The organism is Acidobacteriota bacterium, from assembly GCA_030949985.1.
Lineage (GTDB): Bacteria > Acidobacteriota > Polarisedimenticolia > J045 > J045 > JALTMS01.
Genome location: JAUZRX010000024.1, coordinates 1 through 25,456, shown reverse-complemented (window position 1 = coordinate 25,456; position 25,456 = coordinate 1). Strand labels below are relative to the sequence as shown.

Annotated in this window: 37 protein-coding genes; 2 read left to right on the top strand and 35 right to left on the bottom strand. The window is 64.9% G+C overall.

The annotated features are described in order from the left end of the window. Positions 1–1,845, bottom strand: coding sequence for a hypothetical protein (locus tag Q9Q40_07295; GenBank protein MDQ7007021.1), 1,845 nt, complete (start codon positions 1,843–1,845; stop codon positions 1–3). 115 nt (positions 1,846–1,960) lie between these two features. On the opposite strand from Q9Q40_07295, the gene Q9Q40_07290 reads away from it, so the two are divergent. After that, positions 1,961–4,912, top strand: coding sequence for a serine/threonine-protein kinase (locus tag Q9Q40_07290; GenBank protein ID MDQ7007020.1), 2,952 nt, complete (start codon positions 1,961–1,963; stop codon positions 4,910–4,912). Positions 4,913–5,107: 195 nt separating this feature from the next. Continuing rightward, positions 5,108–6,199: a helix-turn-helix transcriptional regulator gene (locus Q9Q40_07285; protein ID MDQ7007019.1), complete on the top strand. Its 1,092-nt coding sequence runs from the start codon at positions 5,108–5,110 to the stop codon at positions 6,197–6,199. A gap of 62 nt (positions 6,200–6,261) precedes the next feature. Here Q9Q40_07285 and Q9Q40_07280 read toward each other — a convergent pair whose 3' ends face one another. From Q9Q40_07280 to tuf, 34 genes are all read right to left on the bottom strand, one after another. Continuing rightward, positions 6,262–6,489: a zinc ribbon domain-containing protein gene (locus Q9Q40_07280; GenBank protein ID MDQ7007018.1), complete on the bottom strand. Its 228-nt coding sequence runs from the start codon at positions 6,487–6,489 to the stop codon at positions 6,262–6,264. Between the two features lie 42 nt (positions 6,490–6,531). After that, positions 6,532–7,206 (bottom strand): HAD-IA family hydrolase, encoded by a 675-nt coding sequence (locus tag Q9Q40_07275; GenBank protein MDQ7007017.1) that lies wholly within the window; start codon positions 7,204–7,206, stop codon positions 6,532–6,534. Continuing rightward, positions 7,187–10,408 (bottom strand): carbamoyl-phosphate synthase large subunit, encoded by a 3,222-nt coding sequence (gene carB / locus Q9Q40_07270; GenBank protein ID MDQ7007016.1) that lies wholly within the window; start codon positions 10,406–10,408, stop codon positions 7,187–7,189. Before carB ends, Q9Q40_07275 begins: the two co-directional genes overlap by 20 nt. A 138-nt stretch (positions 10,409–10,546) precedes the next feature. Continuing rightward, on the bottom strand, positions 10,547–10,915 hold the full coding sequence (rplQ, locus tag Q9Q40_07265) for a 50S ribosomal protein L17 (protein MDQ7007015.1): 369 nt from the start codon (positions 10,913–10,915) through the stop codon (positions 10,547–10,549). A 19-nt stretch (positions 10,916–10,934) separates the two neighbouring features. Continuing rightward, positions 10,935–11,915: a DNA-directed RNA polymerase subunit alpha gene (locus Q9Q40_07260; GenBank protein ID MDQ7007014.1), complete on the bottom strand. Its 981-nt coding sequence runs from the start codon at positions 11,913–11,915 to the stop codon at positions 10,935–10,937. Positions 11,916–11,991: 76 nt separating this feature from the next. After that, complete coding sequence (gene rpsD, locus Q9Q40_07255) at positions 11,992–12,618, bottom strand: 30S ribosomal protein S4 (GenBank protein MDQ7007013.1); 627 nt, start codon at positions 12,616–12,618, stop codon at positions 11,992–11,994. 13 nt (positions 12,619–12,631) lie between these two features. Beyond that, positions 12,632–13,030, bottom strand: coding sequence for a 30S ribosomal protein S11 (gene rpsK, locus Q9Q40_07250; GenBank protein ID MDQ7007012.1), 399 nt, complete (start codon positions 13,028–13,030; stop codon positions 12,632–12,634). Between the two features lie 141 nt (positions 13,031–13,171). Next, positions 13,172–13,549, bottom strand: coding sequence for a 30S ribosomal protein S13 (gene rpsM / locus Q9Q40_07245; protein MDQ7007011.1), 378 nt, complete (start codon positions 13,547–13,549; stop codon positions 13,172–13,174). 42 nt (positions 13,550–13,591) lie between these two features. Then, entirely contained in the window at positions 13,592–13,705 is a 114-nt protein-coding gene (rpmJ, locus tag Q9Q40_07240; protein ID MDQ7007010.1) for a 50S ribosomal protein L36, read from the bottom strand. Positions 13,706–13,758: 53 nt separating this feature from the next. Then, the gene (infA, locus tag Q9Q40_07235; protein ID MDQ7007009.1) at positions 13,759–13,977 is read right to left on the bottom strand and encodes a translation initiation factor IF-1; all 219 of its coding nucleotides are present in this window, start codon (positions 13,975–13,977) and stop codon (positions 13,759–13,761) included. Positions 13,978–14,052: 75 nt separating this feature from the next. Then, a complete protein-coding gene (locus Q9Q40_07230; protein MDQ7007008.1) occupies positions 14,053–14,631 on the bottom strand; it encodes an adenylate kinase in 579 nt (192 codons plus the stop codon). A 4-nt stretch (positions 14,632–14,635) separates the two neighbouring features. Next, positions 14,636–16,030 (bottom strand): preprotein translocase subunit SecY, encoded by a 1,395-nt coding sequence (gene secY / locus Q9Q40_07225; protein MDQ7007007.1) that lies wholly within the window; start codon positions 16,028–16,030, stop codon positions 14,636–14,638. Then, complete coding sequence (rplO, locus tag Q9Q40_07220) at positions 16,027–16,491, bottom strand: 50S ribosomal protein L15 (GenBank protein MDQ7007006.1); 465 nt, start codon at positions 16,489–16,491, stop codon at positions 16,027–16,029. The genes secY and rplO overlap by 4 nt, the downstream gene beginning before the upstream one ends. 22 nt (positions 16,492–16,513) lie before the next feature. Then, positions 16,514–16,714 carry a 50S ribosomal protein L30 gene (gene rpmD, locus Q9Q40_07215; GenBank protein MDQ7007005.1) on the bottom strand — a complete coding sequence of 67 codons (201 nt, stop codon included), beginning with the start codon at positions 16,712–16,714 and terminating at the stop codon, positions 16,514–16,516. Next, on the bottom strand, positions 16,711–17,271 hold the full coding sequence (gene rpsE / locus Q9Q40_07210; GenBank protein ID MDQ7007004.1) for a 30S ribosomal protein S5: 561 nt from the start codon (positions 17,269–17,271) through the stop codon (positions 16,711–16,713). Before rpsE ends, rpmD begins: the two co-directional genes overlap by 4 nt. A 27-nt stretch (positions 17,272–17,298) precedes the next feature. Beyond that, positions 17,299–17,667 carry a 50S ribosomal protein L18 gene (gene rplR / locus Q9Q40_07205; GenBank protein ID MDQ7007003.1) on the bottom strand — a complete coding sequence of 123 codons (369 nt, stop codon included), beginning with the start codon at positions 17,665–17,667 and terminating at the stop codon, positions 17,299–17,301. A gap of 14 nt (positions 17,668–17,681) precedes the next feature. Then, positions 17,682–18,224 carry a 50S ribosomal protein L6 gene (rplF, locus tag Q9Q40_07200; GenBank protein MDQ7007002.1) on the bottom strand — a complete coding sequence of 181 codons (543 nt, stop codon included), beginning with the start codon at positions 18,222–18,224 and terminating at the stop codon, positions 17,682–17,684. Positions 18,225–18,236: 12 nt separating this feature from the next. After that, entirely contained in the window at positions 18,237–18,635 is a 399-nt protein-coding gene (gene rpsH, locus Q9Q40_07195) for a 30S ribosomal protein S8 (GenBank protein ID MDQ7007001.1), read from the bottom strand. A gap of 26 nt (positions 18,636–18,661) precedes the next feature. Beyond that, on the bottom strand, positions 18,662–18,847 hold the full coding sequence (locus tag Q9Q40_07190; GenBank protein ID MDQ7007000.1) for a type Z 30S ribosomal protein S14: 186 nt from the start codon (positions 18,845–18,847) through the stop codon (positions 18,662–18,664). A 22-nt stretch (positions 18,848–18,869) separates the two neighbouring features. Continuing rightward, a complete protein-coding gene (gene rplE / locus Q9Q40_07185; GenBank protein MDQ7006999.1) occupies positions 18,870–19,418 on the bottom strand; it encodes a 50S ribosomal protein L5 in 549 nt (182 codons plus the stop codon). An 8-nt stretch (positions 19,419–19,426) separates the two neighbouring features. Beyond that, positions 19,427–19,747, bottom strand: a complete 321-nt coding sequence (gene rplX, locus Q9Q40_07180) for a 50S ribosomal protein L24 (GenBank protein MDQ7006998.1) — start codon at positions 19,745–19,747, stop codon at positions 19,427–19,429. Between the two features lie 8 nt (positions 19,748–19,755). Continuing rightward, complete coding sequence (rplN, locus tag Q9Q40_07175; protein ID MDQ7006997.1) at positions 19,756–20,124, bottom strand: 50S ribosomal protein L14; 369 nt, start codon at positions 20,122–20,124, stop codon at positions 19,756–19,758. Positions 20,125–20,133: 9 nt separating this feature from the next. Next, on the bottom strand, positions 20,134–20,409 hold the full coding sequence (gene rpsQ, locus Q9Q40_07170) for a 30S ribosomal protein S17 (protein MDQ7006996.1): 276 nt from the start codon (positions 20,407–20,409) through the stop codon (positions 20,134–20,136). After that, positions 20,409–20,615 (bottom strand): 50S ribosomal protein L29, encoded by a 207-nt coding sequence (rpmC, locus tag Q9Q40_07165; protein ID MDQ7006995.1) that lies wholly within the window; start codon positions 20,613–20,615, stop codon positions 20,409–20,411. The genes rpsQ and rpmC overlap by 1 nt, the downstream gene beginning before the upstream one ends. Positions 20,616–20,641: 26 nt before the next feature. Further along, complete coding sequence (rplP, locus tag Q9Q40_07160) at positions 20,642–21,055, bottom strand: 50S ribosomal protein L16 (GenBank protein ID MDQ7006994.1); 414 nt, start codon at positions 21,053–21,055, stop codon at positions 20,642–20,644. Between the two features lie 21 nt (positions 21,056–21,076). Further along, positions 21,077–21,733, bottom strand: a complete 657-nt coding sequence (gene rpsC, locus Q9Q40_07155; GenBank protein ID MDQ7006993.1) for a 30S ribosomal protein S3 — start codon at positions 21,731–21,733, stop codon at positions 21,077–21,079. 28 nt (positions 21,734–21,761) lie between these two features. Beyond that, positions 21,762–22,109: a 50S ribosomal protein L22 gene (rplV, locus tag Q9Q40_07150; protein MDQ7006992.1), complete on the bottom strand. Its 348-nt coding sequence runs from the start codon at positions 22,107–22,109 to the stop codon at positions 21,762–21,764. A gap of 30 nt (positions 22,110–22,139) precedes the next feature. Next, the gene (gene rpsS, locus Q9Q40_07145) at positions 22,140–22,421 is read right to left on the bottom strand and encodes a 30S ribosomal protein S19 (protein ID MDQ7006991.1); all 282 of its coding nucleotides are present in this window, start codon (positions 22,419–22,421) and stop codon (positions 22,140–22,142) included. Positions 22,422–22,432: 11 nt separating this feature from the next. Beyond that, positions 22,433–23,260: a 50S ribosomal protein L2 gene (gene rplB / locus Q9Q40_07140; protein MDQ7006990.1), complete on the bottom strand. Its 828-nt coding sequence runs from the start codon at positions 23,258–23,260 to the stop codon at positions 22,433–22,435. 34 nt (positions 23,261–23,294) lie between these two features. Next, the gene (gene rplW, locus Q9Q40_07135; GenBank protein ID MDQ7006989.1) at positions 23,295–23,612 is read right to left on the bottom strand and encodes a 50S ribosomal protein L23; all 318 of its coding nucleotides are present in this window, start codon (positions 23,610–23,612) and stop codon (positions 23,295–23,297) included. Next, complete coding sequence (gene rplD / locus Q9Q40_07130; protein ID MDQ7006988.1) at positions 23,609–24,238, bottom strand: 50S ribosomal protein L4; 630 nt, start codon at positions 24,236–24,238, stop codon at positions 23,609–23,611. Before rplD ends, rplW begins: the two co-directional genes overlap by 4 nt. A 23-nt stretch (positions 24,239–24,261) precedes the next feature. Next, positions 24,262–24,906, bottom strand: a complete 645-nt coding sequence (rplC, locus tag Q9Q40_07125; protein MDQ7006987.1) for a 50S ribosomal protein L3 — start codon at positions 24,904–24,906, stop codon at positions 24,262–24,264. Between the two features lie 16 nt (positions 24,907–24,922). Further along, positions 24,923–25,240 carry a 30S ribosomal protein S10 gene (gene rpsJ, locus Q9Q40_07120; protein MDQ7006986.1) on the bottom strand — a complete coding sequence of 106 codons (318 nt, stop codon included), beginning with the start codon at positions 25,238–25,240 and terminating at the stop codon, positions 24,923–24,925. Positions 25,241–25,315: 75 nt separating this feature from the next. Continuing rightward, a partial coding sequence (gene tuf / locus Q9Q40_07115) for an elongation factor Tu (protein MDQ7006985.1) occupies positions 25,316–25,456 on the bottom strand: 141 nt, incomplete at its 5' end.

Below are 25,456 nucleotides of genomic sequence, written 5' to 3'. Positions count from 1 at the left end.
CTATGGCGACGGGAACCAGGCCCGTACCACGGCGAAGTTCCTGGCCAGCTGCTCGAGGTGTGCCTCCCAGGCAGGACCGTTCTCGTCTTTCCCGCAGGCCCGGCGAAGGCCTTCCAGATGCTCCCGGACCTTGCCGTAGTGCCGTGCGTCGCCCTCGGCGAGCAGGCGGGTCGCCAGGTGCTGGTAGATCTTCATAGACGCCCAGGCGCTGCGATCTTCGAGCATCAGCGCGGTCCGCTCCAGGACTGTCGGCGCGGCGGCCAGGATGAAGCCCGGGCTGGCATCGAGGCGATGCGCCAACCGCTCGACCTCCCGGGCCGCCAGGCAAATCTCCACGAAAGCCGTGGCATCCGAACTGGCCTCCGCATGGTCGATCGCCCGGGTCCGCCATTGCCCGCGTTCGTGCTCGCCGGCCGTTTCCTGGAGTCGAGCGAAGGTGTGGGCCCCGGGCTGAGCGACGAAGATCTCCCAGGCGGCCTCGATGGCCTGGCGCCTGCGACCGAGGCGGTGGAGCAGGGAAATCCGCAGGTCCTCGAGGCTGGCCCGGGCCGTGCCGCGGGCCCGGCGACGACCTTTTTCGACCCAGTCCAGGGCCTCGTCGAGCCGGCCCTCTCTCTCCAGGCGGCGGGCAGCCGCCAGCACCTCGACGCCGTGCCCTCCCGACGGGTCGCAGTGCCGCAGAAATTCATCCAGGTCGCCACGGGCCTCGGCGGTTTCCCGCAAGGCCGCCCGAATCCGCTCCGCCAGGGGATCCGCGTGGGTCCAGCCATCCTCTCCGCCCAGGATGGCCGGACGCTGCTGCTGCCGCTGCTCGAGCAACGGCGCGAGCAGGTTCGACAGCGTCTCGAGACCGGTCGGTCCGAGGGTCCCACGGCCCTCGAAGATCAGGCCTCGGGTCAGGGCCCCGGCGTCCTCCATCAGCCAGCCGAAAACCTCGCGAGCCAGGCGCTGGCGGTCCCGCCCGTCGATCTCTTCCCAGCCCTGGATCCAGGTGCGCAGGACTTCCCGCACGAATCCTTCGAGGGCCCCGTCCCGGTCGTCCACTTCGGCCGCCCGAGCCCAGGCCATGGAGGCCAGTTCCAGCAGCAGATCCAGGGCTTGCTCCGGGTGCCCGGAATGGACCAGGCGCCGCACCGAAGCGGCCACCTCGTGCAAGTCCGCGGCGATACGGGCCACCTCGTAGCGATCCAACACGACCCCCGGGCGGAGAGCCGTCTTTCCAGCCTGCCGAAAAAGCCGCAGGTCGATGTCGGTGGGCTCCTCCTGGAAACGCTGGATCCGGGCCTCCACTCCGGCGTCGTCCAGGGCCAACTCGGTCAGCAGGTCCACCAGGCGCTGGCGAGGCCAGCCCAGCAGATGTTCCTGCACTTCCTCCCGGCGGGCCTGGCGCAAGGCGGCCTGCTGGGCGGCGGTGGGTCCCGCAGCGCGGACCCCGCCTTGCGGGGCCGGAGCGCCCGCCTGGTCATCCTCGGCGGTGGCAGGCCCGCTGCCTTCCTCCTCCTGGAGGACGGGGGCCAGGTTTTCCTCGAGGGCGTCGATCAGTTCTCCGTGGCTCGAGAGAGTCAGCAGGATGGCCCCCACATGCCAGCACAGCCCGCGCTCGTAGGGGCAGGAACATTCGGCATCCAGATGCCCCTCCCGCAGGCGAATCACGGCGTGGTAGGGCGTTTCCGACGATCCCGACACGTGAGCCCGCAGGGCGCCCCGCTCGAGCCAGACCTCGTCCACGCGATTTTCGGCCGCGTAAGCCTGGGCACGCCGAACCACCCGCTCCCGCATGAGGATCTCCTCGATCGCGGGTGGGGTCAGCCGGCGCAACATGTCGATCAGGGGTCTAGCGGTCATCTGGGCTTCCTTCTGCCAGTCTGGCGCCCAAGCTAGCACGAGACCAGCACTTCTGACCGAAGTCGGTAGTGGCCCCCCGGCGGGGGGAGATCCTATGTTCTTCCCCGAGCATATGATGGCGCGAGGATGGGCAAGAAAAGCCAGGTGGGCCGCCCTGAGGGGAGACTATTCCACCGCGGGCGATCTCTACCGGCTGGGTGGTGAACTCAGCCAGGCGCTGAAAATGTACCAAAAAGGCCGCCACCATCGCCTCGCCGGCCAGGTCGCCTCGGAACTCGGCGAACACGCCACCGCGACCCGGGAGTACGAGATGGGCGGCATGACTCTCGAGGCCGCCGAGATGGCCCTCCGCTGCGGCGACCGGGAGCGGGCCGCCCGCCTCTTCGTCCAGGCCAACCAGGCCCGGCGGGCCGCCGAGATTCACGAGCAACTCGGACATCCCGAGCCGGCGGCTACGCTCTACGAACACACCGGCGATTTTCTTCGGGCCGCTCGGCTGTTCATCGAGGCCCGCTGCCCGGACAAGGCCGAGCGCTGCCTCGAGAGCCTGTTGCGCTCGGGCAACGTCCGCGTGGACCAGAAAGAGGTGCTGGGCCTGGCGGCCCGGCTCGGGCAACAGTTTCTCGCCAGCGGCATTCCCGACCGCGGGGCCCGCTGGCTCGAACGCTCGGGCCGCTCACGGGACGCCGCCGCCGCCTGGGCCCGGGCCCACCGACCGGAGCGAGCCATCCGCGCCTTTCTCGCCGCGGGCGAAAACGAACGCGCCGCCGAGATCGCCGAGAAGCTCAACCCCGGTGAAATCGACCCCGAACTGGCGGCGGAGGCCTTCCGCGCCGCTTCGCGCTGGGCCGAGGCGGCGGCTCTCTACCTGGAATCGGGACACCCCAGCCAGGCGGCGGGCTGCCTCGAACAACTGGGGTGCTCGGCGGAGGCCGCCTGGGCCCACGAAGCGGCCGGAGACATCGTCGCCGCGGCGGCGGCCATGGAGCGGGCCGGGGACTACGCCGACGCCGCGCGCCATTTCCGCGACGCGGGTTCGGTCCGTGACGCGGCACGCTGCCTGGAGGCCTGCGGCCAGCTGGCGGAGGCGGCGAGGGCCTACGAGGAAGCGGGAGAACGGCTGACCGCTTCCGAACTCTACGAGCGCTGCGGTGACGTGGACGCGGCGGTGCGCGTGCTCCAGGGAATCGCGGCCGACAGCGAGGACGCCACCGCTGCCGCCATGCGGCTGGGCCGACTCTTCGAGCGGCTGGGCATGGACTCGGTGGCGGCGGACCACTATCGCCGGGGGTTGGCGGACCCGGAGCGGGAGCCGGATCCGGAGGGCTGGTACCGCCTGGCCAACGTACTCGAGCGCACCGGCAAGCTGCGGGACGCAGCCACGGCTCTCGGCCGCGTGGTGGCCCTCGAGTTGAACTACCGGGATGCCTCCCAGCGACTGGCCCAGATCGAACGACGTATCGACCAGCAGCCAGGGCCGGCCTCGAGTTCCCCCGACCGCTACACCATCGAGGGGCCGCTGGAGGGCTACGTTCCCGGTCAGGCCTTCCTGGCCATCGACAGCACCATGGAGCGGCGGGTCGTCCTGCGCCGCTTCGCGCCCCCCCTGATTCCCACCGAGTCGGCAGCCGAGAGAATCCTTGCGGATATCCGCCGCATCGCGCGGCTGCACCACCCGGCGATCGCCGCGATTCACGATGCGGGCCGGGACGGGGCGGGAATCTTCGTCGTCGAGGAACATGTCGCCGGCAAGTCCCTGCGGGAGATCCTGTCCAGCGAAGGCCCCCTCGACGTTCCGCGATCGATCCAGGTCATCACACGCCTGGCCGAGGCCCTGGACTACGCCCACGGACTGGGCCTGCTGGCCCGCAACCTGCGACCGGAAAATATCATCATCAGCACATCGTTCGAGGCCCGACTGATCGACTTCGGCATCGGCCTGCGTCACTCGGACGATCCGACCCTCCCTGCCGCTTACCGCTCCCCGGAGTCCCTGCGCGGTGAGCGCTGCGACCCGTCTTCGGATATCTATCTGCTGGGCGTGCTGGCCTGGGAGATGCTCACCGGTACGCTCCCTCCCCCGCCCCGCGGCGCCGAAGCCCCGCGGCTGCCGGAGCGGGCGGGCCACCCGATCCCGGACCTGCTCCAGCGCGTGGTGCGAGGCTGCCTGGTTCCCGATCGTTCCCATCGGCTCGGCTCGGCCCAGCAGCTTCTCGAAGAGTTGCACGGTACCCACCTGCTGCCCGGCGCCTTGCTGGCCAACCGCTACGAGATCCTCCGGGAAATCGGGCGCGGCGGCATGGGTACGGTCTTCGCCGCACGGGACCTGGTGCTCGAGGAACCCGTTGCGCTGAAGGTACTCTCCGGTCCCATCGGCGAGACGGTGGAAAAGCGTTTCATCCAGGAAATCCGACTCACGCGCCAGATCAACCATCCCAACATCGTGCGGGTCCACACCTTCGAACGCTGGCGCGAGCTGCGCTTCATCGTCATGGAGTACATCGACGGAGTGGACCTGCGCCAGTGGGCCGGCAACCGTCATCCCATTCCCCTCGGCCAGGTGCTCGAGTTCATCTCCGGCGTGGCCTCGGGCCTGGCCGCCGCCCACCGCTTGGGCATCGTTCACCGGGACGTCAAGCCTGAAAACGTCCTGCTCGACCAGGAGGGGCGGCCCCGGCTGGTGGACTTCGGCATCGCCCGCCAGGGCGACGTGCACCTGACCCGCGAAGGACTGGTGATGGGCTCGCCGGCCTACATGGCCCCGGAACAGATCCGCGGCGAAGCCGCGGACCAGCGCGCCGATCTCTACGCCATCGGCGTACTGACCTATTTTTTGCTCACGGGCCGGGAACCCTTCGCATCGGACAACGTGGCGGAGGTGTTGCGGCTGCAAATCGAAGAGCCGCCGCCACCGATTTCCCGATTCCGGGAAGGCATCCCGCAACCGGTGGAAGAACTGGTCACACGCCTGCTCTCGAAAGATCCCAATCAGCGCCCCGCAAGCGTCTTCTCGCTGCTCGAAGAGCTGACCGCGGTGCGGGCCCGGATCGCCGTCGTCACCGCCTGAGTCCCCGACGCCCCGCTCTCGGGGGCAATTCCCAAAACGGGGACGCAGCGATGCAACAAAAAACACACGCTCCAGCGCGAGGTTTCGCGGTTGTCGCCTCCCACGTCGCCTTTTTCCGCCCCGGGCCCTTTTCTTTCCTACCCCGTCGGGGGCACTCTGGGGCTACCGAAAAAACATATTCAAGGAGGACTCGCGATGCATCCCCGCCAGCAGACCCTGCGTTCAACTCTCGGCCGCGCCCTGCGCCACATCCGCCTTGAAGGCCGACTCTCGCTCGACGACGTGGAACGGGCCACCCGCGGCGAAGGCGTCCGTGTCACCCGTTCCCATCTCTCCCGGGTGGAAACGGGCCAGGCCGACATCACTCTTTCCCGCTATCTCAGCCTGCTGCGCGCCCTGGGCGAGGGCGTCGGAGAAACCACCGCACGCCTGGCGGCCCTGCTCGATGAAGATCTTCTGGAGGGCGCGGGGGGACGGGTCCGGTGGCGTCAGGCACTGGCGGCCGGCGATCTGCTCGGGGCCACACGGGTGCTGCGAGCGCTGCACGCCAGGAGCCAGCCCGCCCTCGACCGCCCCAGTCTGCGCAGCTGGGGCCGGGCCGAAGCCGCCCTCGGCCGCTGGAACGCGGCCTGCCACGTACTCCGCCTGGCCCTGCCCTCCGCCCCATCCCGGGGCGACGTGCTGGCCCTGGCCACCGCCCAGATCGGGGGCGGACAGGCCGCGGTGGCGGGCCTGCTGGTCGCAGGCCTCAGGCCGGATCCTCTCACCCGCCTGGTGGGCGCGATCAGCCATCTCGCGACGGCGCACTCAAAGCAGGCCCTCGAGCTGGCCGAAGCGATCGGCACCGCGGACGATGCGCCGACTGACGACGATGTGGCGGCCCTGGCCACGACGGTGCGTGCCGAGGTCTATCGTCGCCAGGGACGTCGCCGCGCGGCATGGACCCTCGGCCGACGCGCGCTGCAGATGGGCTCGCCGAAAACTCCGGTCCGCATCGAGTCCCTGCGCACGGCCGCCCGCTGCGCGGCACTTGCCGGACGATGCGGTGAGGGGCTGAAGTGGTCGCGCCGGGCCATCGCCCTGAGCCGGGAACTGGCTCTGCCGGCCCTCCGGGGCGCAGCCCTGCTCGACCAGCCGGAACTCTACCTGCGCCAGGGAAATCGCAGCGAGGCCGGCGCCCTCCGACGACGCGGCAGGCTGGTCTTGCGGCGCTGTACGGCGGATCCCCGCTGGGATACCACCCTCCCCCTGCACGGCGTGCTCAGCCTCTGCCGGCCGCCCGCTTGAAGAGCGCGTGGCGGAGAAGCCTGTCCATCTACGGGCTCACCGAGCCCGCGAGGTCAGAAGGCTCACCCACCACCGCCGCCGCCCCCGGCGCCGCAAGTGGGCGAGGTGCTGCACGACGGGGCGGCACCGCCGGAGGTGGCGAAGGAGGAGAGCTTCTGCACCAGCTCATGGCTCCCGCAGCGAGGGCATTGCAGCCCTTCGGCTCCCTGACCCATGCGCCGCAACGCCTCGAGACTCTCGCCGCACTCCTTGCATTGAAACTCGTAGATCGGCATGGTTCCAGCTCCCACCGGCGCCCTCCCGGGCGGAGGGTCCACCGGCACCGAGGAAGATTATTCGCTCAAACCGAGCCGGGGCGCCAACTGGTCGAGGCACTCCACGCACTCGTCTCCAGAGATGCAAAATCCGACGAAAGGGATACCGGCCGCCTGCGCCGCCAACCGATCGTTGTCCGTATCCCCCACCATCACCGAACCCGGGACGCCGTGCCCCAGCCGTTCGAGGGCGAGTTCGAGCAATTCCGGTGCCGGTTTTCCCCGTTGCACCTCGTCTCCACAGGCCACGACATCGAAGAACTCTCCCAGCGGCCGCCCGTCCGCCTGCACGCCGGCCAGCAGGCGTCGGGTCATGGCCGCCGGCGAGTTGGTCACCACCGCCGTGGGGATCCCTCGCCGCCGCAACAGGGTCAGCAACGCCCCCACACCGGCCATTGGTTTCACCTTCTCCAGGTGGCGGGCGAAGCCCTGGTCGTATTCCCGCGCCAGCCGCGCGGGGTCCGTACCCGGGAAAAAAGTACGGCAGTCCGCCAGAATTCCCTGGCCCCAGGTGCGCCGGATCGGTTCCGGTCCCAACGGCGCCAGACCCCGATGCCGGCGGCAGGCGTCGAGCACCGCGACCCACGCGTCGAAAGTCTCCACCAGCACCCCGTCGAGATCGAAAAGCAGCACCTCGGGAGGCCGCGGCAGCCGCCGAGCGCCGGGGGGGAGCTCAGTCCGGTCGCTGGGCATGGAGTTCCTGCAGACAGCGGAAGCTCAGATTCTGAGCCTGCCGCGTACGAATCGCCCTCACCGCCGAAGCGGCGCCGGTCAGGGTCGTGATCAACGGGATCCGGCGCTGGAGAGCACTGAGTCGAATCGCCCGTTCGTCGTAGAAAGAGGGTGCACCGAGGGGCGTGTTGATCACCACCTGCACATCGCCGCTGAGCAGCCGGTCCACCACGTGCGGACGACCCTCGTTGACCTTGAACACCGTTTCCACCTCGAGCCCGTGGCCCCGGAGAAACTCGGCGGTGCCCGCCGTGGCCAGCAATACGAAACCCAGTTCGACCAGGTCCTGGGCCACAGCCAGCAGACCCGGCTTGTCACGGTCGTGCACCGAAAGGAAGGCGCGTCCTTCCGTGGGCAGATCCTCACCGGCCCCCCACTGCGCCTTGAGAAAGGCCTCGCCGAAATCGACGCCGACGCCCATCACCTCCCCGGTGGACTTCATCTCCGGCCCCAACACCGGATCCTCGCCGGGAAAACGCGCCCAGGGCAGCACGGGCTCCTTGATGAACACCGCGCCCTCCACTTGCCTTTCGCGCACGCCCAGCTCCTCGAGGCTCCGGCCCAGCATGACCCGCGTCGCCAGCGCGGCCAGCGGAAGCCCCGTCGCCTTGGCGACGAAGGGTACGGTCCGGGAAGCCCTCGGATTGACCTCCAGCACGTAGACCGTATCGTCCCGGATCGCGAACTGGATATTGACCAGGCCCCGCACATTCAAGGCCAACGCCAGCTCCCGGGTGATGCGCCGCAACTCGTCCTCGTGCCGCCGCACCGTCTCGTGGTAGGGCGGGATCACGCAGGCGCTGTCCCCCGAGTGGATTCCCGCCTCCTCGATATGCTGCATCACCGCCCCGACGACCACCTGCTCGCCGTCGCAGAGCGCGTCGACATCGATCTCGAATGCGTCTTCGAGAAAACGATCGAGCAGTACCGGATGTTCCGGAGAGGCCTCGACCGCCTTGCGCGTCATCACCGACAGCGATTCCTCGTCCCAGCAGATGAACATCGCGCGCCCGCCGAGAACGTATGACGGCCGCACCAGCAGGGGGAAGCCGATACGACGAGCGATGTCCCGGGCTTCTTCGAGGGACCGGGCTGTGCCCCACTCCGGGGCCTTGATCCCCAGTTCGCCCAGCAGCGCACCGAATCGCTCGCGGTCCTCGGCCAGGTCGATACTCTCCGGCGAGGTGCCCAGGATCGGCACACCCGCCTCCTTGAGCGGCAGCGCCAACTTGAGCGGGGTCTGACCGCCGAATTGGACGATCACGCCGTCGGGCTGCTCCCGATGGACGATCTCCAGCACGTCCTCCAGGTTCAACGGTTCGAAGTAGAGCCGATCCGATGTATCGAAATCGGTCGACACGGTTTCCGGGTTGCAGTTGACCATGATCGACTCGACGCCTTCCTCACGCAGCGCGAAAGAAGCATGACAGCAGCAGTAGTCGAACTCGATCCCCTGCCCGATCCGGTTCGGCCCCGAGCCCAGAACCATCACCTTTTTCCGATCCGTGGGCTCCGCCTCACATTCGTCTTCGTAGGTCGAGTAGAGATAGGGTGTATGCGCCTCGAACTCCGCCGCGCAAGTGTCCACCCGCTTGAACACCGGTCGCAGACCGATATCCCAGCGCCGCCGCCGCACGTCTTCTTCCCTGGAGTCGAGCAGAACCGCCAGCTGCCTGTCGGAAAAACCGAAGCGCTTGGCACGTCGCAGCAATTCCTCGGGAACGCTGTCGAGACGGAACGCACGCAGCCGGCCTTCCACCCCGACGAGCTCTTCGATTTGCTTGAGGAACCACGGGTCGACCCGCGTGATCCGGGAAATTCGCTCGACACTCTCTCCGGCCAGCAACGCATGCTTGATGTAGAACAAGCGCTGCCAGTTCGGAGTCGCCATGCGTTCGTTCAGGCGCGCCGGTTCAACGACTTGGGTCCCATCTCCGCCGAGCCCGAAGCGGCCGGTCTCGAGGCTCCGCAACGCCTTCTGCAGCGCCTCCGGAAAGGTGCGCCCGATGGCCATCGCTTCGCCTACCGAGCGCATCTGGGTTCCGAGGTCGGGGGCGGTCGACGGGAATTTCTCGAACGCCCACCGGGGGACTTTGACCACGACGTAGTCCAGTGAAGGCTCGAAGCTTGCCGGCGTTTCCCTGGTGATGTCGTTGGGTATCTCGTCGAGGGTGTAACCGATGGCAAGTTTGGCGGCGATGCGCGCAATCGGAAATCCGGTCGCCTTGGAGGCCAATGCCGACGACCTCGAGACCCGCGGATTCATCTCGATAACCAGCATTCTGCCGCTTTCCGGATCGATGGCGAACTGGATGTTACTGCCCCCGGTTTCCACCCCGACGGCACGAATGATTCGAATCGCAGCGTCACGCATCAACTGATATTCACGGTCGGTCAACGTCTGGGCCGGCGCGACGGTGATCGAGTCGCCCGTGTGCACACCCATCGCATCGAAGTTTTCGATACTGCAAATGATGACGACGTTGTCCGCCTCGTCACGCATCACCTCCAGTTCATATTCCTTCCAGCCGATGATCGACTCCTCGATCAGGACCTGACCGATCGGCGACAGGTCGATCCCCTGGCCGGCGATCGCGGTCAACTCCTCGTCGTTCCAGGCAATGCCCCCGCCGCTACCACCCAGCGTAAAAGACGGCCGAATCACCAGCGGAAACCCGATCGCGTCACGGATCTCCCGCGCCTCGTCGAGGTTTGTCGCGAAACGCCCCCGCGGCATTTCCAGCCCGACGCCCGCCACGGCAGCGAGGAACTTCTCGCGATCTTCGCAAACCTCGACAGCCTTGCGGTTGACCCCGATCATCCGCACCCCGAACTCTTCGAAGACGCCGGCCTCATCGAGGTCCACCGCCAGGTTCAGTGCGGTCTGTCCTCCGACGGTCGCCAGCACTGCGTCCGGTCGTTCGCGCGCGATGATGCCCCTTACGGAAGGGACCGTCAGCGGCTCCACATATGTTCTTTCCGCCACTTCGGGATCAGTCATGATTGTCGCCGGGTTCGAATTGACCAGGACGACTTCGATGCCCTCTTCCTGCAAGGCCTTGCATGCCTGTGTGCCGCTGTAGTCGAACTCACAGGCCTGGCCGATCACGATCGGTCCGGATCCAATGACAAGGACTTTCTTTATTGCTGTCCGTCGCGACATCCCCGCCCTCTCAGCCTGATGGGATCAAGAAAAAGGGCCGCCCGCGGGCGACCCTCCCTTTTTCTGCCTCGGATTTCCGCCCACGGCGGTTTCTACTCCCCCCGGCGACGCCGGGATCACGCCTCTCATGGAGATGACCTACTCACCGTCCTTGCGCGAGACCAGTTCGATGATCGCCATCTCGGCGTTGTCGCCACGTCGCGGCATCATCTTCATGATTCGCGTGTAGCCGCCCGGTCGATCCGCAAAACGCGGAGCGATCTCGTCAAACAGATGCTTGACGACCGTCCGGCTGTGCAATTCCCTGGCCACGATCCGCCGCGAATGAACGCTGTCCTTACGCGCGCGGGTGATCAGGCGCTCGGCGTAGGAACGCAGTTCCTTGGCATTGGCCAGCGTGGTTGTGATGCGCTCGTGGACGAAGAGTGCGGTAGCCAGGTTACGCAGGGTCGCCCTGCGATGCTCCGACTTTCTCCCGAGCTTCCTGTATCCCCAGCGATGTCTCATCGATCCTCAACCTCTGCCATCAGGCCTGGTTTGCGGCGCCACCGCCGCCGAGTCGCATACCCAGGGAGAGACCCATGTCGGCCATCATCTCCTTGATCTCGTTCAGCGACTTCCGCCCGAAATTCTTCGTCTTGAGCAACTCCGGCTCCGTCTTCTGCACCAGATCCCGCACGGTTTCGATTCCGGCGTTCTTCAGGCAGTTGTAGGAGCGTACCGACAGATCGAGCTCGTCGATCGAGCGGTCCAGGTGTTCGCGGAGCTTCTCGTCCTCGGTGTCCTGCTGCTGGTCGTCTTCCTCGACCCGGTCCTCGAAATTGATGAAAATTGAAAGATGATCCTTGAGCAGCTTGGCCGCCGCCGCCACAGCATCGACCGGTGCGATGGAGCCGTCGGTCCACACTTCCAGGATCAACTTGTCATAGTCTGTCGAACGACCGACACGGGCCGGGTCGACGGTATAGTTCACCCTCCGCACGGGCGAATGGACCGAGTCGATCGGAATATACCCCAGCGCCAGATCATCGTCCATGTTCAGGTCGGCGGGAATGTATCCCCGGCCCGGCTTGATCCTCAGTTCCATTTCGAGAGCACCCTCGTCGGAGAGGGTGGCGATGACGGCGTCCGGATCGAGAATCTCGATATTGGAGCCGGCTTCGATGTCCCCGGCAGTCACCGTCTTCGGGCCCTTGGCGTTGATGCGCACCGTCTCCACCCGGGGAATGTGCAGCCGGAACGGAATCCGCTTGAGGTTGAGGATGATGTCGGTCACATCCTCGATCACTCCGGGAATCGAGGAGAATTCGTGCAGTACCCCCTCGATCTTCACCGCCGTCACAGCAGCTCCCTCGATCGAGGAGAGCAGGATCCGACGCAGGGCGTTGCCGATCGTCGTCCCGAATCCCTTTTCATAGGGCTGAGCGGTAAAAAGGCCATACTCGCCAGTCAGGCTGGCGCGGTCGACCTCGAGGAACTTCGGCTTTTGGAAACCCGTCTCGATCATCGTACCTCCGTCCGGGCGCGCGTGGCACCCCGAGGGACCCGGCGCGCCGTCCAGCCCGGCCGCCGGTGCGTCCGCATCACTTCGAATAAAGCTCGACGATCAGGTTTTCCTGGATCGGCATCGCGATGTCTTCCCGCGTCGGCAGAGCCATCACGGTACCCTTGAACTGAGCCGCATCGAGCGAGAGCCAGCGCGGAATTCCACGTCCCTCGGCCGTGTCCAGGTTACCTTGGATCACAGCGTTCTTCCGGCTGTTTTCACGCAGTTCGATCACGTCATCCTTGCGCACCTGGAACGAGGCGATATCCACCTTTCGCCCGTTGACCGCGAAATGCCCGTGATTGACGAACTGCCGAGCCTGGGCCCGGGAGGTCGCAAAACCCAGCCGGTAGACCACGTTGTCCAGGCGACGCTCGAGCATCGTCAGCAGATTCTCGCCGGTCACGCCTCGGGCGGCGGCAGCCTTACGGAAGTAGATCCGGAACTGGCTCTCGAGAACACCGTAGATCCTCTTGACCTTCTGTTTCTCGCGCAACTGCAGGCCGTAGCCCTGCAGCTTGATCCGACGCCGGCCATGCTGACCGGGAGCGTAGTTGCGGCGCTTGATGGCGCACTTGTCCTTGAAGCAGCGCTCACCTTTCAGGAAAAGCTGCGCGCCTTCCCGCCGACAGAGCCTGCAAACTGAACCGATATAACGTCCCATCTGCCAGCCCTCCTCAGACCCGGCGCCGCTTGGGCGGCCGGCAACCGTTGTGCGGAATCGGTGTGACGTCCTTGATCGAGCGAACGTCGAGACCCGAGGCGGCAAGCGCCCGGATCGACGATTCCCGCCCCGCACCGGGCCCCTGGACACGCACGTCCACGGTCCGAACCCCGTGCTCCCTTGCCAGGTTGCACGCCTGCTGAGAAGCCATCTGGGCCGCGAAGGGCGTACCCTTGCGCGAGCCCTTGAAGCCGACCCGTCCTGCGCTCGACCACGCCACCACGTTCCCCACCGGGTCGGTGATGGTCACGATCGTGTTGTTGAAGGTCGCCTGGATGTGGCACACGCCGTGGGGTACGTTCTTCTTCTCTTTGCGGCGCGTGGTCCTCTTGCCCTTGCCACCTTTCGCCATGCTCTCTACTCTCCGTCGCCTGCCGTGGCAGGCTCGCAGCGGTTCGGCCAACGACTCGGGGCGCGCTCGAGGTCTACCGCCATAGACCGTACCCTGCTTCCATGAGCAGGGCCCCGCCCCCGCGGGTGTCGACTACCCACCCTACTTGCGTACTTTCTTCTTTCCAGCCACAGCCACCCGCGGACCCTTCTTCGTCCGCGCGTTGGTATGCGTCCGCTGCCCCCGCACCGGCAGGCTCATGCGGTGCCGCATACCCCGGTAGCAACCGATCTCGATCAGCCGCTTGATGTCCATCTGAATGTTCTTCCGCAGATCTCCCTCGACCCGACCCTCATCCTGGATGATCTGCCGAATCCGCCGCGCCTGATCTTCGGTGAGATCCTTGACGCGCACATGGCCGGGGCATTCCGCCTTGGCCAGAATGCTGAGCGACCGCGTCAGGCCGATTCCGTAGATGTAGGTCAGAGCGATGTCAATTCGCTTCTGCAGGGGAAGATCAACACCGGCGATGCGTGCCATACTGCGTTCTCCTAGTCGCTTGGGTCCGGACGGCGCTGGCCGTCAACCCTGCCGCTGCTTGTGCTTGGGGTTCTCGCAGATCACCCGGACCACACCCTTGCGCCGGACAATCTTGCACTTGTCACACATCTTCTTGACCGATGCTCTGACTTTCATCATTCACCTCGTCGCTTTCCACCCGGGTACAGCCCCCGTCCTGCGGAAAGTTCCTACTTGTAGCGGTAGACAATGCGTCCCCGGTTCAGATCATACGGAGAAAGTTCCACCAGAACCCGGTCCCCGGGCAGAATGCGAATGAAGTTCTTCCGCATTCTGCCCGAGATATGGGCCAACACCTTGTGGCCGTTCTCCAGCTCGAGCCGGAACATCGCATTCGGCAAGGTTTCAATCACCGTTGCCTCTACCTGGATGGCCTCTTCCTTGGCCAAGGCCCTACTCCTTTACCGCGCCGCTCATGCGGCGGCGGCCTTTTGCCGGGAACGCCGGCCCTGCAACAGCAGAACTCATGCGCCCTCAGCCGCGGTACGGTCCAGAACCGCCTCAATACGCGCGAACACCTCTTCGATCGACCCGGTACCATCGATCGTCCGGAGCAGCCCGCGCTTCTGGTAAACTCCCGCCACGGGCTCCGTGCGCGCACGGTAGACCCGAAGCCGTTCCTCGATGGTCTCCCGGTTGTCGTCCTTCCGGCCTTCGATCGTGGCCCGCCGCAGCAACCGCTCGACAAGCTCCCGATCCGGTACATCCAGCATCAGGACGCTGTCGATGCGCCGCGCGTTCCCGAGGACCTGGTCGAGAATCTCGACCTGGGCGACAGTTCGCGGGAATCCATCGAGCAGAAATCCGCCCCGGGCATCCTTTTCGGCCAGGCGCTGGGCAACGAGTTCGCCCATCACTTCGTCCGATACGAGATGCCCGCGTTCGATGATCTTCTTGACTCTCAGGCCGAGTTCCGAGCCGGAGCCCACGGCGACGCGCAGCATTTCCCCGGTGCTGATGTGGGGAATCTCCCGCTGCGCGCTGATGCGTGCCGCCTGGGTTCCTTTGCCCGCCCCCGGTGGGCCGAAGATCAACAGGTTCAACGGCTTATCTCCTCCCTCGCAAGCGCGTGCCTTTCAGGAAGCCATCGTAGTGCCGCATGACCAACTGGCTCTCGATCTGTTGCACCGTGTCCATCGCCACGCCTACCACGATCAGCAGTGACGTACCCCCGAAGTAGAACTTGACGTTCATACCATTGAGGACGAAACCCGGGACCATGCGCTCGAAGAACTCACCGATCGCCGCCGGTTCGAGCAGATGAAGCGGGATTCCGCTGATCAGGAAAATCGGCAGCAGCGAAATCGCCGAAAGGTAAATGGCTCCAGCAAAGGTCAGCCGGGTGAGCACCGTATCGATGTAGTTCGCCGTCTGCTTGCCCGGCCGCACCCCGGGAATGAAACCACCGACCCGCTTCATATTGTCGGCGGTGTCCATCGGGTTGAAAATAATCGAGGTGTAGAAGAAGCAGAACAGCACGATCAGAACGATGTAGAGCAGGTCCCACAGCGGCATGTTGTAGTTCAACTGCCGGTTGAGCATCCCGAAGACAGGATTCGGAAAACGCTGGTAAAGCGCTGTAATCAGGGTCTGAGGCAGCGCGAGCAGCGAAGATGCGAAAATGACCGGGATCACGCCACCAGTGTTGACTTTCAGCGGCAGGAAGGTCGCGGTTCCGCGCATCATGCGCCGCCCACGCACGCGACTCGCGTACTGAATCGGTATCCTCCGCTGAGCCCGCTCGATGAAAACAACCGCGGCGACAACGGCAACCATCACGAGCAGTAGCAGGACCGCTACGATGATGCTGCGCTCGCCGCGCAGAAGCTCCTGCACCATCGCTCGGGTCCCGCCGGGGAGCCCGGCGACGATGCCGGCGAAGATGATCAGTGAAATACCGTTTCCGATGCCGCGTTCGGTAATCTGCTCACCGATCCACATGATGAAGGCGGTACCCGTGGTCAGGGTGATGATCGTCAACAGCCAGAAGGTCGGGCCCGGATTCGGCACGATCGGATCTCCGGTCGCATCGATCTTCGTGACCCAGACGCAGATTCCGACGGCCTGGATGATCGAGAGCAGCACGGTTCCGTAGCGCGTCCACTGGGTGATCTTCTGGCGTCCGGCCTCGCCTTCCTTCTGTAAGCGTTCGAGGTACGGCCAGACCACGGCCAGCAGCTGCAGAATGATCGACGCCGAAATGTACGGCATGATCCCGAGAGCGAAAATCGTCAGGTTGCTGAAATTCCCGCCGGTGAACATGTCCACCAGCCCGAAGACACCACCCTGGTTGGCCTGAAACCAGCTCTCGAGAGCCTGCAGGTCGATACCGGGGATCGGAATAAAAGCACCAATCCGGTAGACGCCGAGCATACCGAGTGTGAAGAGCACTCGTTTGCGCAGGTCCGGTATGCGAAAAATGTTCTGCAGACTTTCGATCATGACTCGGCCGCCTCGCCTCCGATGATCACCACCTTGCCCCCGGCGCCTTCGATCTTGCTGCGCGCGCCGGCGCTGACCTTGTGCACATGTACGGTCAGGGGGCGATCGATCTCACCTTTGCCCAGGAGTTTGATCCGCAGGGTCTCCGACCGCCGCAACAGGCCCTTGTCGACCAGCGCCTCGGGGGTGACCTCGGCTCCGGAATCGAAGCGTCCGAGACGCCCTACGTTCACCTCTGCGTAGTCCTCACGAAAGATGTTCGTGAATCCACGCTTGGGAACACGCCGCACGAGGGGCATCTGTCCGCCCTCGAAGCCCCAGCGCCGGGAGTAGCCGGACCTGGACTTCTGGCCCTTTTCTCCCCTTCCGGCGGTCTTCCCCGTGCCGGAACCAGGTCCACGACCGATCCGCTTGCGCTTCTTCCGGGAGCCCGGGGCCGGGCCGATATCGTGCAATCTCATGGATCTAAACCTCCGGTTCGCCTCAGCGCTCGGTGTTCTCGTCGAGGATACGGACGAGATGGGGAATTTTGCTCACCATTCCACGGATGCAGGGGTTGTCAGGACGTTCGACGACACGATTGATCTTGCCCAGGCCCAAGGCGGCCAAGGTCTGCTTCTGACGCCGCGGAAACCCGATGCCGCTGCGATACTGCTGGATCCTCAGCTTTCCCTGCTCGCTCATCCCTCACCTCCGCCGGGACCACCACCGATCGAGGGCGCGGTCGGGCCCGCGGTAGCCTGTACGTGTTCGAGAGGAACGCCCCGAAGCTTGGCGATTTCCCGCAGGTCTCGGAGCTGCTGCAGTCCGTCGAGAGTGGCGCGAACGACGTTGTGCGGATTCTGCGTCCCGATGCACTTGGTCAGCACGTCCTGGACGCCGAGCGTTTCGAGGATCGCGCGTACGGCCCCACCGGCGATCACGCCCGTGCCGGGAGAAGCCGGCTTGAGCAACACCCGGCCGGCTCCATGCCTGCCGACGACCTGGTGCGGGATGGTCGTTCCCCTCAAAGGAATCTTCACCATGGCGTGCTTGGCTCGCTCGATCCCTTTGGAGATCGCCGAGGGCACTTCCTTGGCCTTGCCCATGCCAAAGCCCACACGCCCCTTGCCATCACCAACCACGACCAGCGCCGAGAACGAAAAGTTCTTTCCGCCCTTGACGACCTTCGTCACCCGATTGATGAAGACGACCTGGTCTCTGAGGTCCGAGCCGTCGCGATCTGATCTATCGAAAGCCACTTCATCCTCCGCCGCGGCCGTAGCCGGTCAGAACTTGAGCCCACCTTCACGGGCCGCGTCGGCGAGGGCCTTGACCCTGCCGTGAAACAGGAACCCGCCCCGGTCGAAGACCACGGTCTCGAGTCCCTTCTCTCGCAAACGCTCGGCGATCAGCCGCCCGACTTCGGCGGCGGCTGCCTTGCTGCCGCTCGATCCACCCTCGATCCTGCAGCTCTTCTCGAGAGTCGAGGCGGCGGCCAGCGTGGCGCCGGCCTCATCATCGATCGCCTGCACCGCGATATGCCGGTTGCTGCGAAAAACGGACAGACGCGGCCGGTCGGCGGTTCCGCGGATTTTCCCCCGGATCCTCCTGCGCACTTTGACGCGGTCTGCCTTTCGATCCTTACGAGCGTACATCGCTTCTCACCCCGCTACTTTCCGGCGGCCTTGCCCGGCTTGAGATGAATCCGCTCTTCCTTGTAGCGAACGCCCTTGCCCTTGTAGGCATCGGGCGGACGCAAGGCGCGGATTTCCGCGGCCACCTGGCCGATCTTCTGCTTGTCGATCCCGCTGAGAACGATCACCGTGTTCCGCTCCTCCACCCGTGCGGAGATCCCCTCGGGAAGCGGGTATTCCACCGGATGCGAGAAGCCCAGGCTCAGGGTCAGGCCATTGCCCTTGGCCTCGGCACGATAACCGGTTCCCACCACCAACAAGGTGCGCTCGTAGCCTTCCGAAACGCCCTTGACGGCATTGGCCAGCAGGGCGCGGGTCAAACCATGCAGCGCCCGCTGCCGGGGCGAATCGTCTCGCCGGGAGCACCGGGCCACTCCGTCCTCGACCTTGACTGAAATACCCGCGGCGACAGGCACGGCCAGGTTGCCCTTCGGCCCCTTCACCTGCACGTGGTCCGCCTTCATGTCCAGGCTGACCCCTCCAGGCAGGGCTACGGGTGCATTTCCAATTCTCGACATCCCGCTTCCTCCCTACCAGACGTCACAGAGGCGTTCGCCGCCGACACCATGCTGGCGGGCGGAACGTCCGTCCAGTACGCCCTTGGAGGTGGAGAGAATGGTGATCCCCATTCCACCCAGCACGTCCGGGATCTCCTTCCGGCCGATATAGACGCGGCGGCCGGGCCGGGAGATCCGGCGCAGCCCGCTGATCACGCGCTCGCCCTCCGGTCCGTACTTCAATTCCACGTGAAGAACACCCTGCGCGCCGTCGTCCTCGTGACGAAAGTCACTGATGTAACCCTCGCTCTTGAGAATCTGCGCGATCTCCCGCTTGATTCGCGAGGAGGGCAAGACCACCGTGCGATGCTCCGCCATCAGCGCATTCCGGATGCGCGTGAGCATGTCCGCGATCGGGTCAGTCATCGACATCGATCACCCCTTTCCGTTCCCAGGTCCTACCAACTCGCCTTGCGGACACCAGGAACATAGCCCTGCAGGCTGAGTTCCCGGAAGCACACACGACAAAGCTGGAATTTCCGCATATAACCGCGCGGCCGACCGCAACGCCGGCACCGGTTTCTCACGCGGACCGCATATTTCGGCTTCCTGTGCAACAGGGCCATCTTGGCCTTCGTCGCCATGGGGCTCTCCTCCTCGTCCCTGTCAGTTCGCAAACGGCATGCCGAGCCGCCGGAGTAGCGCCTTGGCCTCGGCATCAGCCGTGGCCGAAGTCACGATCGTGATGTTCATTCCAATGGCTCGGCTGACCTTCGCGTAGTTCACTTCGGGGAAGATGAGTTGATCCTTCACCCCAAGCGTGTAATTACCCCGGCCATCGAATGCCTTGCCCGAAATGCCGCGGAAGTCCCTCACACGTGGAAGAGCCAGGTTCACCAGGCGGTCGTAGAACTCCCACATCCTGTTGCCGCGCAGGGTCGCGGCCAGGCCGACCGGCATCCCTTCGCGCAGCTTGAAGTTGGAGATCGACTTCCTGGCCCGCCTGACGGTGGGCTTCTGCCCGACGATCGCCGTGAGTTCCTCGGTCGCCTCATCGAGCAGCTTGGGCTCCCGCGACGCCTCTCCAAGACCCATGTTGACAACGATCTTGTTGAGCCGCGGCACGGCCATCGGATTCTTGATGGAAAACTCCTCCATCAGGGCCGCCCGGATTTCTTCCTCGTAAATCCTGCGAAGACGCGGATACTCCGACATCGCCTTCCTCACCTATCCAGCTCGGCGCTGGACCGCCTGGCGATCCGCACCTTGCGCTTGACGCCGTCGCTATCCAGGAACTTGTGACCGACACGCGTCGGCTTACCGCTCTCTGGATCGACGGGCAGCAGGTTCGAGACATGGATCGGAGCCTCTTGCTCGAGGATCCCACCCTGGATTCCCTTTTGCGGGTTGGCGCGCATGTGCTTGCGAATCATCCCCACACCTTCGACGATCGCTCGATTGCCGATGATGTGCAGCACCTTGCCGCGCTTGCCCTTGTCCTTGCCGCTGATCACCGCGACCTGGTCACCCTTGCGAATGTGCATCGTCTACCTCACAGGACCTCGGGCGCCAGGGAAACGATCCGCATGTACTGCTTCTCACGCAATTCCCTGGCCACCGGCCCGAAAACACGGGTGCCGATCGGCTCACCGGCGTCGTTGATCAAGACGGCGGCATTCTCGTCGAATTGGATGTAGGAACCGTCCTTCCGTCGATTCGCGTGCCGCGTACGCACGATCACGGCCCGCACCACCGCGCCCTTCTTGACGGTTCCGTCCGGACTGGCCTCCTTGACACTGGCCGTAATGACATCCCCCAAGCCACCATACTTGCCGGAGTTGCCGCCGCGCAGCCGGATCGCCATTACCTTTTTCGCGCCGGAGTTGTCCGCGACCTTGAGGATCGATTGCATTTGAATCATGGCTATCCCCTATGCCCGTTCGGCGCGAGCGATCACCTTGTGCAGGCGCCAGCGCTTGCGAGCCGACAACGGCCGGGACTCGATGATTTCCACCTTGTCACCGGCCTGGCAGGCCTCGTTTTCGTCATGGACGAGATAGGTCTTCGAACGCCGGATGTACCGCTTGTAAATCGGATGCTTGATGTATCGCTCCACACGGACCTTGGTCGTCTTGGCACCGGAGCGGCCGATCACGGTACCGACCTTGCTCTGGCCCTTGCCCCGCGTCTTTTGCGATTCGCTCATCAGCCGTTCTCCTTCTCGTCGCCCCGCCGCTCGCTCAGCAAGGTCAGCACACGGGCCAGATCGTGCCGCGTTTCCCGCAGCTTGTGGGGCTTCTCGAGCTGGCCGGTGGCCTTCTGCAGCCGCAGGTTGAACAGCGCCCGGCGCAACTCTCCGGCCTCCCGGTGCAACTCGTCGGTCGTCATGTCGCGAAGCTTGCTCGTTTTCATCGGTTCATCACCCCGTCACCCGCCGCCTAGACCGGCCGACGCTTGACGAATCGGACCGGGATCGGAAGTTTGCTCGCCGCGAGCTTCATCGCCCGGGCCGCCACGTCTTCGGCCACGCCCTCAATTTCGAACATCACCCGCCCGGGCCGCACGACGGCCACCCAGTGATCCGGCGCGCCCTTACCCTTGCCCTGCCGGGTTTCGATCGGCTTCTTGGTGACAGGCTTGTCGGGGAAGACCCGGATCCAGATCTTTCCACCTCTCTTGACCGAACGGGTCATCGCAACTCGAGCCGCCTCGATCTGCCGTGCGGTGATCCATCCCCGTCCCATCGCCTTGAGGCCGAACTCGCCGAAAGCAACCGTGTTGCCGCGCTGGGCGTTGCCCTTCATACGGCCGCGCTGCTGCTTGCGGAACTTCGTTCTCTTCGGTTGCAACATCGTCCTGAGCCCTCCGACCGCCTAGCGCTGGCGTCCACGGGGAATGACGACCTCGGTCTGCTCCCCTTTGTAGATCCAGCACTTGACGCCGATCACTCCGTAGGTCGTCTTCGCCCTGGCGTAGCCGTAGTCGATATCGGCCCGCAGGGTGTGGAGCGGAAGCTGCCCGACCAGATACCACTCCGAACGGGCGATTTCGTGACCGCCCAGGCGTCCGGAACAGCGCACCTTGATCCCCTTGGCGCCGAAACGCTGGGCCGACTCGACGGCCTTGCGCATGGCCCGACGGAAGGCGATCCGGCGCTCCAGCTGGGCCGCAATACCTTCCGCGACCAGTTGCGCGTTCAGCTCCGGCTTATCGACCTCGAGAATATTGATGAAAACCTCTCGGCCCGTGCGCTTTTTGAGATCGGCACGGAGCTTGTCCACCTCCGCTCCCTTGCGTCCGATGATGATGCCCGGCCGCGCGGTATAGAGGTTGACCTTCAGCTTGTGCTCGCCAGCCCGTTCGACGGAGATGTCGGCGATACCGGCATGGTAGAGCCGCTTCTTCAACTCGTCCCTGAGCTTGAGATCCTCGTGGAGGAAATCCCCGTATTTCTTCTTTTCGATCCAGCGGCTGCGCCACGTGCGGTTATAGCCGAGCCGGAATCCGTAAGGATGTACTTTCTGACCCATCTCGCGTCCTCGCTCCTAACGAACCCGGCTACTTGCCGGCTTTGCGCAAGTCAAGCTCGATCGTGACGTGACTACGCCGCTTGAGTACGGGGAAGAATCGCCCCATCGTGCCGGCACGGCCTCGCTTCTCCTGGGGGCCCTTGTCCACCCAGATCCGCGAAACGTAGAGCCGATCGACATCGATCCGCTCTTCACGGTTCTCCGCGTTGGCGATGGCGGAGTTGAGCAGCTTTTCGAGGCTTCGGGCAACCCTCTTGGGGCTCGTCTTCAGGATGCCCAACGCCTCGCCCACGTCGCAGCCCCTCACCTGGTCGGCGACCAGGCGGGTCTTCTGTGGGCTTGCCTTGAGGTAGCGCAATTTGGCATGCGCAATCATTTCGCTCTCCTTCGGCTTCCGGCGTCCGCCCTACCTGCGGGCCCGCTTGTCTTTCTTGCCGCCGTGTCCGCGGTAGGTCCGCGTAGGCGCGAATTCACCGAGCTTGTGCCCCACCATGTTCTCCGTGACGAAAATCGGGATGAACTTTCGGCCGTTGTGGACGGCGAAGGTATGCCCAACCATCTCCGGAGTGATCGTCGAACGGCGCGACCAGGTCCGAATCACCTTGCGCTCCTTCGACTCGTTCATCTGCTCCACCTTTTTCATCAGGTGGTCGTCGACGAAGGGCCCTTTCCAGATCGAACGTGCCACGGCTGCCTCCGCTACTTCTGCCCGCGACGGCGGACGATGAACTTGTCCGTGCGCGGATTGTTGCGAGTCTTGTGCCCCTTGGTCGGTACGCCCCATGGCGTCACCGGATGGCGCCCGCCGGAGGACTTGCCCTCGCCGCCGCCGTGGGGATGATCGATCGGGTTCATCGCCACACCGCGAACCACCGGGCGACGCCCCTTCCAACGCATCCTGCCGGCTTTGCCGATACTCACGTTGCCGTGCTCGACATTGCCGACCTGCCCGATGGTGGCGCGGCAGGTCGTGAGCACCAGCCGAACTTCACCGGAGGGCAGGCGGACATGGGCGTAGCGCCCCTCCTTGGCCAGCAACTGAGCGCTGGCTCCCGCGGAGCGGGCCATCTGCCCCCCCTTTCCGGGCCGCAACTCGATGTTGTGCACGACGGTTCCGACGGGGATCTTTTTCAGCGGCAGGCAATTGCCGAGAACGATGTCGGCGGCATCGGAGGACAGCACCTCCTGGCCCGGCTTCAGCCCCACCGGCGCAAGGATGTACCGCTTTTCACCGTCCGCGTAGGCCACCAAGGCGATGTTCGCGCTGCGGTTCGGATCGTATTCGATGGAAACGACCTTCCCCGGCACATCGAACTTGTCGCGCTTGAAATCGATGACGCGATAGCGCCGCTTGTGCCCCCCGCCACGGTGCCACATGGTCACGCGCCCACTGCTGTTGCGCCCGCCGGAACGCTTCTTCGGCTCGAGCAACGGCTTGTAGGGCGTGGTGGTCGTGATCTCGGGCGAGATCAGGACCTCCATCTGCCTGCGTCCGGGGGATGTCGGCTTGAATTTCTTGACTGGCATCCTTAGGGCCCTTCGCTGTGCGCCACGGAGGCGATCAGCCTTCAAGGAAATCGATGGTCTTGCTCGACGGTTTGAGGGTCACATAGGCCTTCTTGCGCGAAGCCCGGTAACCCTCGAAACGACCGTAGCGGCGCTTCTTGCCCCGCACATTGGCGGTTCTCACGTGCAGCACCTCTACGCCGAAGATCTGCTCCACGGCCTGTGCAACCTGAATCTTGTTCGCCCGGGGATCCACGTCGAAGACGTAGGTCTCGCCCGACTTCTTCCAGCGCTGGGCCTCTTCCCGCAGGCGCGTCGCCTTTTCGGTCAACCGGGGCCGCCGCAGCACTTCCCAAACACTCAGCTCACTCATCGCGCCAGCACCTCCCCGAGTTGCTCGGCCGCCGCCTGGGAAATCACGACGGTTTCGAAATTGAGCACGTGGTAAGCATGGAGCTGCATAACCCGGATCGCACCGATGGACGGGTGATTCCGCGAAGCCAGCTCGATCTTTTCGTTCTCGCCGTCGAAGACCAGCAGCGTCTTTCCCGCCAGGCCCAGGTCCTTCCGCACCAGGCGATCGAGGTCCTTCGTCTTGTGACTGTCGACGTTGAGGTTCTCGACGACCACCAGGCTCTCACCACGCAATTTGTCCGAGAGGGCCGAGGCCAACGCCCGACGGCGCGCCTTCCGGGGAAAACGGTAGGCATAGTCTCTCGGCTGCGGACCATGCACCACACCACCGCCGCGCCAGATCGGCGAGCGCATCGAGCCCACCCGTGCCCGGCCGGTACCCTTTTGGCGCCACGGCTTCTTCCCGCCGCCGCTGACTTCGACGCGGTTTTTGGCCTTGTGGGTGCCCCGACGCGCGCAAGCCAGGTAGTGGTGCACGGCTTCGTGCAACAAGTGGCGCTTCCACGGGTAATCGTAGACAGCATCGGGAAGATCGATGTTTGCCACGCTCTTCCGCTTCAGGTTCACAACAGCAACATCAGCCATCGCTCTCTCTCGCCGGCCGCGCGCTAGCGCTTGAAGTTGGCCGTGTTGGGCTTGCGGATCAGCACCAAGCTGCCCCGCGCGCCGGGTACCGAGCCCTTGACGAGAATCAAATTCTGTTCGGCGTCGACCCGCACGACCTCGAGACCCTTCGTCGTCACCCGGGTGTCACCCATCTGCCCGGGAAGCCGCATACCGGGAAAGACCCGCGAGGGATAGGCCGACTGCCCTACCGACCCCGGCGCCCGGTGAAACATCGATCCGTGGGTCGCCCGTCCGCCGCCGAAGTTGTGCCGCTTCATCACGCCCTGGAAGCCGCGCCCCTTCGTCGTACCGACGATCTCGACCTTCTGGCCCGCCTCGAAGATCTCACAGGTCACCGTCTGCCCCGGAGCCGACTCGTCGTCACCGGAAACGGTGAACTCGCGCAGAACCCGCGTCGGAGGCAGGTCGACCTTGGCGAAGTGCCCGCGCTTGGGCTTGTTGGCTTGCCGGTCGGGACCTTTTTCCACGAGGCCGAGTTGAGCGGCCTCGTAGCCGTCCCGCTCGATCGTCTTACGCTGCACGACAACGCAGGGACCCGCCCGCAGCACCGTCACGGGCACCGCCCGACCGTCCTCCAGGAAGACCTGCGTCATGCCGATCTTCTTGCCAATCAGTCCGTTGACCATTCTCGGCGTCTCCAGCTCAGGTTCCGTAAGCCTTGATCTCGACGTCCACGCCGGCGGGAAGATCCAGCTTCATCAGCGCATCCACCGTTTCCGGCGTCGGGTCGAGAATGTCGAGCAGCCGCTTGTGCGTGCGGATCTCGAACTGCTCGCGGGATTTCTTGTCGACATGCGGTGAACGCAGAACGGTGTAGACGCTCCGCATGGTGGGCAGGGGAATCGGGCCCGCCACGGTCGCGCCGGTGCGCCGCGCCGTATCGACGATCTCGGTGGTCGACTGGTCGAGGATTCGGTGATCGTAAGCCTTGAGTCGAATCCGAATCTTGTCTGAAGTCATCGTCTGCGTCCTCGCGTCAGGGGCCACCCGCCGGGGCGGCGCGCCGAAGCGGAATCCATCTCGGCGAAATCGCCCCTACTCGATGATCTCGGTGATGGTGCCGGCACCCACGGTGCGGCCACCCTCACGAATCGCGAAGCGAAGCCCCTTGTCCATCGCGATCGGCTTCTGCAACTCGCCCACCACCTCCAGGCGGTCGCCGGGCATCACCATCTC